Source organism: Nostoc sp. 106C, assembly GCF_002154725.1.
GTDB lineage: Bacteria > Cyanobacteriota > Cyanobacteriia > Cyanobacteriales > Nostocaceae > Aulosira.
On the sequence record NZ_MTAW01000155.1, the window covers coordinates 1 to 11359 of the forward strand.

Consider the following 11359-nt stretch of genomic DNA (forward strand, 5'->3'; position numbering starts at 1 on the left):
AAGTTGTGGAACTACCTCCTGGACCTGATTGAGTGTTTTGTCCCACGAGCAGAGTATTGGACTGGAATCGGGTGGCATCAAACAGAACATCACCACCATTACCACCTGCAACTACATCTAATTCTTGTTCTGACAACTCGATAGCGGCTTGATTTTCAACTGACATGATTTTGACTCCTATATTGGTAAGTTTTTACTGATTTAAAAGCAGAGGTTTATTGATGATTGATTGTGTTTGAGTCTCACCTCTGCTGAAGTTTTTGTAATATTTAGTGTCCACCTAATGCAATCAAGTGAATCGCACTGGTATCGAGTACTTGTCTTGCTACCGTAGAAGTTGTGGAACTACCTCCTGGACCTGATTGAGTGTTTTGTCCCACGAGCAGAGTGTTGGACTGGAATCGGGTGGCATCAAACAGAACATCACCACCATTACCACCTGCAACTACATCTAATTCTTGTTCTGACAATTCGATAGCGGCTTGATTTTCAACTGACATGATTTTGACTCCTTTATTTGTGTGATTTAGAGTTAGTTAGAATAGAGGTAAAACAAGTTTTTTATTGCTTTGTTTTTTGCCCTCTGCTTTGTTTGTTCTAACTGTATTCATAGTAGGATTCCTGCCAGGAATAAACATCTGAAAAACGTCTTGAATCCCAACTCTGCAAAATAGCTAACTGCCCTAAGACCTTCGTTGATACTATAGGTATATATATCTAAAACTTTCGTAATAGAGCCACTGACAGTTTTTCTACTGCTTTACCACTCGAATCATCCATAGCAGAGGCATAGAGACTGTTGAGTGCCACTTCAGAAATTGTTGATGTTGCAGTTGAAGATAATACTTTAAGGTGCATTACAAACCACGATAGAGTTACAACTGCTTTAAAAGGCGCTTTTATCTAACTTTTAGTTCTTCTGAGGTGTCCATTATGATTCGTGTATTACTTGTAGAAGACCAAGCTCTGATCCGCGAGGGAATCAAAGTTATGCTCAATTTGGAGTCAGACTTGCAAGTAGTGGGAACTGCTGATAATGGTGAAACTGCTATTGAGCAAGCTACAGTTTTGCAACCCGATCTTGTTTTGATGGATATTCAAATGCCTGTGATGGATGGCAAAGCTGCTACACGCGTTATCTGCGATCGCTTTCCCACTATTAAAGTATTAGTCCTAACCACCTTTGATGACGATCAAAATATTGCCGAGGCAATGAAAGCAGGAGCTAAGGGTTATCTACTAAAAGATATGCCATCTGAGGAACTGGCACAGGCGATTCGGTTTGTGCATAAAGGTTACACCCAAATGGGACCAGGGCTATTGGAAAAGATGCTTGCTAAAGTACCAGCTTCAACGTCAGTTAGCCAAGAGAAAACACCGTCGCAGGACTTGAGTACTCTTACTAATCGAGAACAAGATGTTTTGCGCTTGATTGGTATAGGTGCAACTAATCGTGAAATTGCGGAGAAACTTTATATTTCCGAAGGTACCGTTAAAACCCACGTCACCCACCTATTCAATCGTTTGAATTTGAAAAACCGATCGCAACTGGCAATTTACGCTAACTCTATCTTTGAATAGTGATATCTAATAGTAATCAGGTTTGATTGGTGAAAAAATTTCCCACACTTGCGCTTTAACCAATACCACGCACGCTGTTTTGTTGTTGTCTATTGCTTGCCTCTAGGGGTAATTTCCACACATCAAATATGACTGCTAAACTGCATCTACCTTAAAAACCATAGTTTTTTTGTAATGAGGGTACAGAAGATTAACACAGATAAATCTGTACCTCTGGCGGTTGGGAAACTCTCTAGTCAGCCAGCACAATTACATTGATCCCCATACGACACCCCAAAAATAATCCTCGAATGGGCCTTTACCTAAATCGATGTGATATTTATTCGCCCAAGAATAAACATCCATGCTGAAACGTCCAGTATCATTTGACCACAATAAACCCCTTTGAGTTGAGATATTCCCCAATATAGTTATCCAATGATTAGGATAAGGCAAAAAGGGCTTATTACCATTGCCAAGTAAACCTTCAGCGGTAATTAAAGCAAAAGCTACACCACCAGAGGCGATAACTTGTGCCGCTGTATTCAAAGCTTCAGTTTCACCATATATATATGTATGGATGTACTTGACTTGGCGATAGCCCAAAACTTCACTTGTCCAGCCTTTAATTTCCCAAGATTTAGTCATACCAGCCAAATTGCGGAGTATATCGGGTGCATCTGGTTCAACAGGGAAAATAAGATTTTCTGATTCCCGTAATGTTGCCAATACCATCCAATCTGCTTGGCTCATCCGCAGTCTACCTTGACTTCGCCGCAATCTCTCTGTTGCTTGAATACGTTTAGTTTGTCCTTGAAAACTGCCAGTTTCAAACAAGCTACGGCAAATTTGCACATATCTCAGTGGTTGTTTGCGAATCAGTTCAAACAAAATTGATGCTGGTCCGCAAAATGGTTGTCCCCCTTGGTTAACTTGAAATGGATCGTTGAGGCGAATTTTAATTTCCGCTAGCACTTGCTTTTTATCCAAATTTGCCCACACACTAGGGGCATTGGATTTTTCAAAGTCTCCTAGTGCAGCAATAATAGATGGATTTAAGGGTTGGGAAGTCATGATATTTAGTGAAAAAAAGTTAGGCATTAAGTCATAATAACTTCACAAGTTTCAATACCTTAATTTTTCATTAGCCCAGGGAGGTAGGCTTGGTTTCTATAGCCAAGCCAGTGCGATGAAAAACTGGCGTGTGAACTCCATTCGCTAAGGCTTCAATTGACTTAATTTAAAAACTTCTCCACGCACCTAATAAATATTTCCACACCCATTGGTAATGCAGTTTCATCAAAATCAAACCGGGGATGATGATGAGGATAAGCTAAATCTTTTGCAGGATTAGCAGAACCAAGGAAGAAATAACAGCCAGGAACTTCTTGCAAGAAGAAGGACATATCTTCACCGCCCATTGTTTGGCATTCTGGCACTATACCGATAGGGGTTTCTACCACTTCTACTGCAACCGATCGCACTAATTCTGCGATACCTGCATCATTAATTACTGGGGGATAAAGTGACACATATTCAAAGTCATAACTTGCACCATGACTTTGGCACACTCCCGCAATTATCTGCTCAATACGCTGTTTAAAAAAGCCTGCAAAAGCTGGGTTAAAATACCGAACTGTTCCTTTCATATTTGCTGTATCAGCAATCACATTGTGTGCTGTGCCAGCATGTAACGCACCTACAGTCACAACTGCTGAATCGATCGGATTCACATTCCGCGCCACGATAGTTTGTAAAGCATTGATAATCTGGGCTGCAACTACAATCGAATCTACAGTTTGATGTGGTATTGCGCCGTGTCCGCCTTTGCCCAAAATTGTACAGTTAAATAATTCTACAGCTGCCATCAATGCACCAGCCCGGACACCCACTGTCCCCAGGGGCAAATTATTCCACAGGTGTAACCCAATAATGGCATCCACATCAGGGTTTTTCAGTACCCCAGCCTCAATCATCGGTTTTGCACCTCCCGGCCCTTCTTCTGCTGGCTGGAAGATAATTTTGACAGTGCCGCCAAAATCCTCACGATGCTGTTGTAGATAGTAAGCTGTACCTAATGCGATCGCTGTATGTCCATCATGTCCGCAAGCGTGCATTACTCCATCATGCTGGGAGCAATAAGGCACTTCATTAAGTTCTTGAATTGGCAAAGCATCCATATCTGCCCGAATTGCCAAAACTCTACCAGTGCTGAGTTTAGTACCTTTGATGATGGCAACAATGCCAGTTTGAGCAATACCAGTTTGATGCTCAATTCCCCATGCTTGTAACTTCTGTGAAATAAACTCGGCTGTGAGTTTTTCTTTAAAACCCAACTCTGGTTTTTGATGCAATTGTCGCCGCCATTCTACCAGTTGAGCTTGTAATGAGCGAATTGAGAGTCGGACATGAGATAAGTCAACAGAAGCAGGATTTGGGAAGATGGAAACCATTGTGAAGAATAGCTTAGGTAAACACAGCTAGCTGAGGCTATGTTTCCAGTGTGACATTCTGCAACACTTACTGCAAGCGGAGTCAACCCCTACGGGAAATTCAAAATTCAAATCAATCTCCGCGTCATCAGAGTAATATTTCCTTTAACTATGAAAAGCAGAGATTTCTGGAATAATCCCTAAATCTAAATCTGAGGCTACTTGTGCTAGTTTATCCAAATCCGCCAGGTTATCTAGATGAGGTAAGCAGCCTAAAACAGGAATATTGGTGAGTGATTGAATCAAATCTAGTGGCGTTAAGTCCGCTATTTCTGCATCCGAACGCAGTTGTACGCAGTTGAGAACAATCCCTTTGAGATTTACCCGTGCTTGCCTAGCTAATGCTACATTAGCCACTGCATGAGCGATCGCTCCTAACCTCACTGGCACTACTAATATTGTTGGTAAATGCCAATCTCCTGCTAAATCTGCTACTGTCAATTCTTCAGTAATTGGTGAGCCTAAGCCCCCCAAAGATTCTACTAGGACGAAATCGCGACGCGATCGCAAGTTAGACAAAGCTTGCCAGACTACAGATAAATCTACTCGGCGATTTTCTTTAGCGGCGGCGATTGGCGGTGCTAGCGGTGCTTGAAAGTACAGTGGTGTAATTTCTTCAGCCGTTTGCTTTAGGGAAAACAGCTTTTGATACCATTCGCGATCGCCCTCTCCCGATTGAATCGGTTTCATAATTCCCCAGTTGCGCTGAGGAAAGTACTTTTGCCAATAAGCTGCTAACGCTGTTGTTAAAACAGTTTTGCCAGCCTCAGTATCAGTGCCAGTAATTAGTAGTGTGTTCAACAATTTGTTTTAGAAGAGTCAGTTATTAGCTTGTATACTTATTTCTTTATATTACTAAAAATCATATTTATTTACAACAATTTTAACTGTTAAAATTTGATTTTTTAATAATTAACAATTGTTGTAACTTATTTATATTATTTTCTTTCTAAATCAATCTAATAGTTTTCAAATACTCATTAATTTTCAATATTTTGGATTGAGCGAATTAAAACAGACTTTTATTAGGAAAACTGTTTTGTTTTGCTAACTACGAAATTAATCTATAATCTGGTATTTGGCTATGCCGCTATTTCTTCTGATGTTGCAAAAAAAAAGATTTGGAATTTGCTTATATTTGGTCTCATTCTCCATATATTGTTATTAACAGAATTTTATAGATAATTACCCCATCAAAACTCTAAATTACTGTCTTTAGATAGTACATTCATTTTTAAGTTCCTGGGCTAGTAATTGGATTAGGTATATTATTTGGTTGTTCATTAGAAGTAGGAGTTGGGGTTGGGGTTGGTGTAGAAGTCGGGGTGGGTATCTGTGTAAGAGTTGGTGTAGGAGTTGGGGTGGGTGTAGGAGTCGGAGTGGGTGTAGGAGTTGGGGTGGGTGTAGAAGTAGGAGTTGGTGTAGGTGTATCCCTAACTAGTTTTTCTAATGCAACATTGAGGCTATAATCACTCTCAGCAATTCCTGGTTCCAGACTTAATTGAATAGTGTATCTACCAGTCAGAGGCAATCTGCCCTCATAGGATTGAACTTGATTAGCCAGATTATCAATTGGTTGTTTCCTAGTATCTAAAACTGAAATAACAATGCCAGTGCCTTGCTGAAGAACTGTAGTTAATTTTTGTCCTTTTTGCCCAGAAAAACTGTACTGAACTATTTGATTTTCTTTAAGCGTATTTTCTACTGTAGCTGTATTGGATGCTCCAAAATTGAGGCGCTTACTCAAGACAACAGGTTCAGTGTTAGTAGGTGTAGGTGTAGGTGTAGGTGTTAATGTAGTTCCACCAGAAATAACTGGTGAAGGAAAAGTTTGCCCTGGTGTTTCTTGTGGTGCCTTGGACTGACTGCGAATAGAACTTACCAACGCCCATGAACCAAATCCTGCTAGGATAACTACTGCACTACCAATTGCCCCAATTGCTAGAGGGTTATCCAAGACAGAGCTATTATTGTTTGGTGGAATTGCAGGTGCAGGTCTATTAGGCGAAGGCGATGGTGCTGGGTTCGGCTGACGAACACCACCAACAGCAACTGTCTGTATATTGGAGACATTAGGGTTAGGGACATTAGTTTGACCGACAGCTTGTAATGCTTGGATAACCTCAGCAGCACTTTGATAGCGATCGCTTGGTCTATAATTCAACATTCGATTAATAACTTGGGCAAATTTGGGATTAACTCTCGCCCATTGTTGCCAATTCCAAGTTAGTTGATTGTCATTAAATAATTCTGAGGGTTCTCGACCAGTTAGCAGAACTATCGCTGTGACTGCTAGCGAATACAAATCGCTATTAGGATAAGCTTGCCCTGTTTGCATTTGTTCACTAGGAGAATAACCTAATTTGCCTACAGTCGTAACAGGCGCTGTGCTATTCGGGGATTGCATTCGAGTTGCGAGTTCTTTAACTACCCCAAAGTCAATTAATACTGGTTTAGCATCACTATCTCGTAAAATAATATTTTCTGGTGAGATATCTCGATGAATAATTCCTCGACTGTGAATATGCTCCAATACAGGCAGCAAGGAAAGCATCAACTGTAGTACTTCTTGCTCTGTCAAAGTTTGATTAACAGCTTGACGTTCCGATAGTATGGTCCGGTATGTCTTACCTGCAACATAGTCTTCTACCAAAAACAAGCGCTGGTCTTGTTCAAATCTTTCCCGGAATTTTGGCACTTGCGGATGCTCGATTTGATACAAAATTGCCGCTTCTCGGTGGAAAAGTTCTTGTGTCTTTTCCCAAACAGAAGTTCCAATTGTTGTGGGAATTAATTCTTTAATTGCACAAAGTTCATCAAAACGCCTTTGGTCTTCTGCAAGATAGGTTCTGCCAAATCCCCCTTGTCCCAGAATTTGAATAATCCGGTAACGGTTTTGTAAGACAGTGCCAACTGTAATAGGTGGTTGCATAATCGAATAATTAAGTGTTATGGCAACTGAGAAAGATGTCTCCACAAAGATAGGTCTAAGCAGTGACAACATTTACTAGCGGCGATATTCTACCCTACCTTATGGGTACTTATGACAACGGCACTCCGCTTCATCCATTTTGTACAGAGTTTGCCAACCCAGAAAACTTTCCTCAACTTGATTAGCTATGCAAGACATGGCGCGTCGTCAACTGCTGTTAGCAAGCCTCCTGTAGAGTAGGTTGAAATTTCCTATCAGCCTGATTAAGACTATCTCAATTTTATTGATACACTCTTTTCTCAGTACTTAAGTGTGAATAATCTGGGAAAAACACAAGCCAAAGTTGCTGGCGTGTGAATATTACAAAGCAGTCACTAAATAGTATAGGAATCTGGTTTGATTTCTGAAAAAAACGACCTACTGTTTCTTCCATAACAGTATTGCTTATTGCCTGCCTATCGGGCTTGGGCTGCGCGTTCGCGAAGCGTCTCGCAGAGAAGCGCACCACACAATGTAAGTTTATGAATCGAATTTGATTGCTATAGTACAGTGCAGCAGAAATAACTAACCAGATGAACATGTATCAAAAGCCTGTATTCATATTGTATTCTTAGACACTTAAAATCTGGTTTCTGCGTAGCAAATAAGCTATTCTTGGAATTTTAGTGTGTAATTTATTACCAATAATCAAATTAAATGTGCCGCTTGTATCATAAAACATTTGGCTGCTTCTTGGGTGTTTGTTTATTAGGGTTCAGCTATATAATATCTCGGAGTAATTTGGCTGAAACTGTAAAAAGTTCATTCTCAGTCACAACAATAAGTGCGTAAAAGCAGCAATCTCCCAAACTAGCCTCGGAAATCTGGTGTTTTTATTCTACACAGCAAAAAATCCGAATAATGGGCCTAGTTAATACAGTTGTTGTTCAGTTAAGCTATCAGTGGTTTGTTTACCAAACTTACTCAAAAGTTAGTAAATCATAATTTTTAGGAGAAATGTTTTAACTTTTACAGATATTTTTTTACACTAATCCGGTTAAATTTGCTAAATTGCTGATGTTAAGATTGCCATGAATGCACATCGAGGATCTGCTGTGCTCAGTTCTGCAACTTTGTCCAAATTGCAGCCATCTGCAACAGGACTGAATGAAAATAATCGTCTGCGGCTGTTTTCTGGCTCTGCCAATGTACAACTGTCTCAAGAAGTCGCTCGTTACCTGGGCATGGACTTAGGTCCTATGATCCGTAAAAGGTTTGCGGACGGCGAACTATATATTCAAATCCAGGAATCAATTCGGGGTTGTGATGTCTATCTCATCCAACCAAGTTGTCAACCGGTGAACGACCATTTAATGGAATTGCTGATTATGATTGACGCCTGTCGGCGGGCTTCTGCACGCCAGGTGACAGCGGTAATTCCTTACTATGGTTATGCCCGCGCTGACCGGAAAACGGCAGGACGAGAATCAATCACTGCTAAATTGGTTGCTAACCTGATCACTCAAGCAGGTGCCAACCGTGTTCTGGCAATGGATTTACACTCAGCCCAGATTCAGGGGTATTTCGACATACCTTTTGACCATGTTTATGGGTCACCAGTTTTACTAGATTATCTGACGAGTAAGCAACTGTCAGATCTAGTAGTTGTTTCTCCTGATGTTGGTGGTGTAGCCCGGGCAAGAGCATTTGCAAAAAAACTGAACGATGCTCCCCTAGCGATTATTGATAAACGTCGCCAAGCTCACAATGTCGCCGAAGTCTTAAATGTAATTGGTGATGTCAGGGGGAAAACGGCAGTACTAGTGGACGATATGATCGACACTGGGGGCACAATTGCCGCTGGAGCAAGGTTACTGCGTGAAGAAGGGGCACGTCAGGTATATGCCTGTGCAACTCATGCTGTGTTCTCTCCGCCAGCCGTTGATCGGTTGTCTAGTGGCTTGTTTGAGGAAGTGATTGTCACAAATACCATTCCCATACCGGAAAGCAATCGTTTTCCGCAACTGGTAGTGCTTTCAGTGGCTAACCTACTCGGAGAAACCATCTGGCGGATTCACGAAGATAGTTCAGTAAGTAGTATGTTCCGCTAGCAAAAAAAGGACTGTTATCGCTGTTACAGTTCTACGTAAAAAAGTATGAAGTATGAAGTATGAAATTTTCCCAGCTTCATCCTTCAGCTTTCATTTTTGTCGAATACCAACCCTTCTAACTCTAACACCACCCGTTCCAATTCTTCCGCAATTGCAGGTGACCCGATACTCTTAAAGGTATCGACAACTGTCCGATAGTACCAAAGAGTACCTTCTTTACCTCCCTGGAAGCATTGCCAAAGTGAATCGTTTAACACGCGGTAATCTTTGAGAATTGACCGGGCGTTATGAAGTTTATCCGCAGCTGACACCAACAGCACTGATGAAGATGCCGTGGGAAGATGAGCAATATATGCTTCTTTGCGCTGTCGCCAAGGCGGTTTGGGTGTAGTGTCGGCATCAGTACAACCATCGACAATTGCTGTAACATTGTCTCCAAAACGGCGACGAATTTCTTCTCTAGTTGCTGCACCGCCTTGGTCTTCAATCGCATCGTGTAAAAGGGCGGCTATAGCTTCATCTTCATCTGCGCCGTATTCTAAAGCAATACTGGCAACACCTAATAAATGAGCAATGTAGGGGATGCCAGAACCTTTACGTACTTGCTTAGCGTGGAGTTCGGTAGCGTAAATAAGGGCTGCGGTAAAGCGTTGGGAAAGCATTGTATTTAAATAATCATCTTAATGATTGCACTTTAGCGAAAAATTTAGGCGATCGCATCAAGCAAACCGTCAAGTTGCTAAAGATGCCGTGTAGGATATTCAGCTTAGAATTAAAGTGTCTATCAAGATTACTCAATATCCAGCGACAGCAACTTTGAGTGGTGAAGAGGTTGTACCTGGGTTTACGTTGCTTTTAAAAAAGTTATTGTAATAACGAACTGTAGAGAACGTAGAGGAAGAGAGGCGCGATCGCACAGTTACTATAAATATTTATTCAACTGCCATTATTTTATTTTAGATGTAGACAGTGCCGTGATTGGTCACAAGCAACGTACTTTGCGTTGATGTAATGTCAATGAAGATACGAACTACAAAGCCACAGAGAAAATGCAGATAAAGATAGTCAGGCAGTATTGAAAAAATACCAATATTAAGATATATCTAATTTACTTTTTTTAATAACCATGAATATGAGCCTTTCCTATCTTTTCCATGCCCAGATATTTCATGGAAATTAAATGATAACTTGCCGTGATTTTCACCTAGCCTCCAATATCCTGATAATATTTTAGTGTCTTGTATTGTGACTGCATTTGTTTTAGAGTTCAATTTGCCACTGATAGCAATCTTAGCTGTTCCGTTCCACCAGTGTTCATGAATTAAAGTTCCATCAAAAGAATCCCCAGACTGGCGTGTTATAGAGAGCGTAGCTTTACCACTTCCAAAATCGCCACACCATGTTCCAAGCATTTCTGGGAAACTTTCAAAAGCATCATTTAGCATGGCTAATGCTAACCATTCTTGTATTGACTGAGGGCGATTCTCTGGCTTTACCTCCATTCCCTTGAGAATTGCCTGATTAACTCTCTCACTGATACTAGGATTTATGCTTTTTGGTTCTTCTAACAGCGTACCAATTGCTCTGATTGGAGCCATTGTTGGTATTTCTCCAGTTAACAAAGAATACAGTGTTGCAGCCAAAGCATAAACATCTGTAAAAGCACCTCGTTTTGCGCGCTTGTCATATTGCTCAATTGGCGAAAACGCATCAGTTACCATTTGTGTATGAGTCTGAGTTAAATTCTGAGAAAATTCCTGCGCAATCCCAAAATCAATTAATACCGCTTCTGATTTACCACCACGCAACATAATATTTTGCGGTTTCACGTCCCGATGCAGCAAACCATTATTGTGAACTACAGTTAGCGCCTCACCAATCTGTTGAATGTATCGTAATGCTTCCGCCTCTGGCAAAATACCTTGATGCTCAACTCGATGGGCTAAATTTTCCCCATCTATGTATTCCATAACAATGCACCATAGGGTATTTTCATGGATTACCTCATCAATTTGCACAATATGGGGATGATTGCATTTAGCTAGTTTTATCGCCTCATTAACAAAGTCTTGCTGAAACTTGTCAAAGTCGGGGCGGCGTTGAACTTTATCATTCAGGGTTTTGATAACTACGAAGCGCCCATTGTTACCTCTAGCGCGGTAAGTTATACCAAAGCCACCTTCACCCAATTCTTTTTCAATTGTGTATTTACCGCCCTGCAACTGCTGTCCTGATGCCCAAACCATAATTAAAAATATCGAACTTATGCTGTCAATTTTGGCACA

12 protein-coding genes are annotated in these 11359 nt (G+C 40.9%); 3 read left to right on the forward strand and 9 right to left on the reverse strand.

Annotated features, from left to right (window positions below):
- From BV375_RS37125 to BV375_RS37130, 3 genes are all read right to left on the reverse strand, one after another.
- The coding region (locus tag BV375_RS37125; RefSeq protein ID WP_166507513.1) for a CTB family bacteriocin at nucleotides 1-166 on the reverse strand (166 nt) is incomplete at its 3' end.
- 103 nt (nucleotides 167-269) lie between these two features.
- Nucleotides 270-500 carry a CTB family bacteriocin gene (locus BV375_RS23725; RefSeq protein WP_086765035.1) on the reverse strand — a complete coding sequence of 77 codons (231 nt, stop codon included), beginning with the start codon at nucleotides 498-500 and terminating at the stop codon, nucleotides 270-272.
- 217 nt (nucleotides 501-717) lie between these two features.
- Nucleotides 718-858 (reverse strand): hypothetical protein, encoded by a 141-nt coding sequence (locus BV375_RS37130; protein ID WP_166507514.1) that lies wholly within the window; start codon nucleotides 856-858, stop codon nucleotides 718-720.
- 75 nt (nucleotides 859-933) lie between these two features.
- Here BV375_RS37130 and BV375_RS23730 point away from each other — a divergent pair, with 75 nt between their 5' ends.
- Nucleotides 934-1581 (forward strand): response regulator transcription factor, encoded by a 648-nt coding sequence (locus BV375_RS23730; RefSeq protein WP_086765038.1) that lies wholly within the window; start codon nucleotides 934-936, stop codon nucleotides 1579-1581.
- A 249-nt stretch (nucleotides 1582-1830) separates the two neighbouring features.
- Here the strand turns inward: BV375_RS23730 and BV375_RS23735 are convergent, their stop codons facing one another.
- From BV375_RS23735 to BV375_RS23750, 4 genes are all read right to left on the reverse strand, one after another.
- Nucleotides 1831-2634 (reverse strand): hypothetical protein, encoded by an 804-nt coding sequence (locus tag BV375_RS23735; protein ID WP_143842190.1) that lies wholly within the window; start codon nucleotides 2632-2634, stop codon nucleotides 1831-1833.
- 161 nt (nucleotides 2635-2795) lie between these two features.
- A complete protein-coding gene (locus BV375_RS23740) occupies nucleotides 2796-4013 on the reverse strand; it encodes a M20 family metallopeptidase (protein ID WP_086765044.1) in 1218 nt (405 codons plus the stop codon).
- A gap of 144 nt (nucleotides 4014-4157) precedes the next feature.
- On the reverse strand, nucleotides 4158-4853 hold the full coding sequence (gene bioD, locus BV375_RS23745; RefSeq protein ID WP_086765141.1) for a dethiobiotin synthase: 696 nt from the start codon (nucleotides 4851-4853) through the stop codon (nucleotides 4158-4160).
- A 433-nt stretch (nucleotides 4854-5286) separates the two neighbouring features.
- The gene (locus tag BV375_RS23750) at nucleotides 5287-6984 is read right to left on the reverse strand and encodes a serine/threonine-protein kinase (RefSeq protein ID WP_086765047.1); all 1698 of its coding nucleotides are present in this window, start codon (nucleotides 6982-6984) and stop codon (nucleotides 5287-5289) included.
- A gap of 62 nt (nucleotides 6985-7046) precedes the next feature.
- Between BV375_RS23750 and BV375_RS38820 the strand changes: the two genes are divergently transcribed.
- The gene (locus BV375_RS38820) at nucleotides 7047-7169 is read left to right on the forward strand and encodes a hypothetical protein (protein ID WP_279432956.1); all 123 of its coding nucleotides are present in this window, start codon (nucleotides 7047-7049) and stop codon (nucleotides 7167-7169) included.
- Between the two features lie 885 nt (nucleotides 7170-8054).
- On the forward strand, nucleotides 8055-9074 hold the full coding sequence (locus tag BV375_RS23755; RefSeq protein WP_086765050.1) for a ribose-phosphate pyrophosphokinase: 1020 nt from the start codon (nucleotides 8055-8057) through the stop codon (nucleotides 9072-9074).
- 83 nt (nucleotides 9075-9157) lie between these two features.
- On the opposite strand, the gene BV375_RS23760 is transcribed toward BV375_RS23755, so the two are convergent.
- Together BV375_RS23760 and BV375_RS23765 are read right to left on the reverse strand one after the other, a co-directional pair.
- On the reverse strand, nucleotides 9158-9736 hold the full coding sequence (locus tag BV375_RS23760) for an HD domain-containing protein (protein WP_086765053.1): 579 nt from the start codon (nucleotides 9734-9736) through the stop codon (nucleotides 9158-9160).
- A 441-nt stretch (nucleotides 9737-10177) separates the two neighbouring features.
- Nucleotides 10178-11320, reverse strand: coding sequence for a serine/threonine-protein kinase (locus BV375_RS23765; RefSeq protein WP_086765056.1), 1143 nt, complete (start codon nucleotides 11318-11320; stop codon nucleotides 10178-10180).
- Nucleotides 11321-11359 lie beyond the last annotated feature (39 nt).

Excerpts from the sequence above, each read along its gene's own strand:
- BV375_RS23730 (WP_086765038.1), top strand. The coding sequence starts at position 934 with ATGATTCGTGTATTACTTGTAGAAGACCAAGCTCTGATCCGCGAGGGA.
- BV375_RS23765 (WP_086765056.1), bottom strand. The coding sequence starts at position 11,320 with ATGGTTTGGGCATCAGGACAGCAGTTGCAGGGCGGTAAATACACAATT.
- BV375_RS23760 (WP_086765053.1), bottom strand. The coding sequence starts at position 9,736 with ATGCTTTCCCAACGCTTTACCGCAGCCCTTATTTACGCTACCGAACTC.
- BV375_RS23750 (WP_086765047.1), bottom strand. The coding sequence starts at position 6,984 with ATGCAACCACCTATTACAGTTGGCACTGTCTTACAAAACCGTTACCGG.
- BV375_RS23725 (WP_086765035.1), bottom strand. The coding sequence starts at position 500 with ATGTCAGTTGAAAATCAAGCCGCTATCGAATTGTCAGAACAAGAATTA.
- BV375_RS23735 (WP_143842190.1), bottom strand. The coding sequence starts at position 2,634 with ATGACTTCCCAACCCTTAAATCCATCTATTATTGCTGCACTAGGAGAC.
- BV375_RS23740 (WP_086765044.1), bottom strand. The coding sequence starts at position 4,013 with ATGGTTTCCATCTTCCCAAATCCTGCTTCTGTTGACTTATCTCATGTC.
- BV375_RS37130 (WP_166507514.1), bottom strand. The coding sequence starts at position 858 with ATGCACCTTAAAGTATTATCTTCAACTGCAACATCAACAATTTCTGAA.
- BV375_RS23755 (WP_086765050.1), top strand. The coding sequence starts at position 8,055 with ATGAATGCACATCGAGGATCTGCTGTGCTCAGTTCTGCAACTTTGTCC.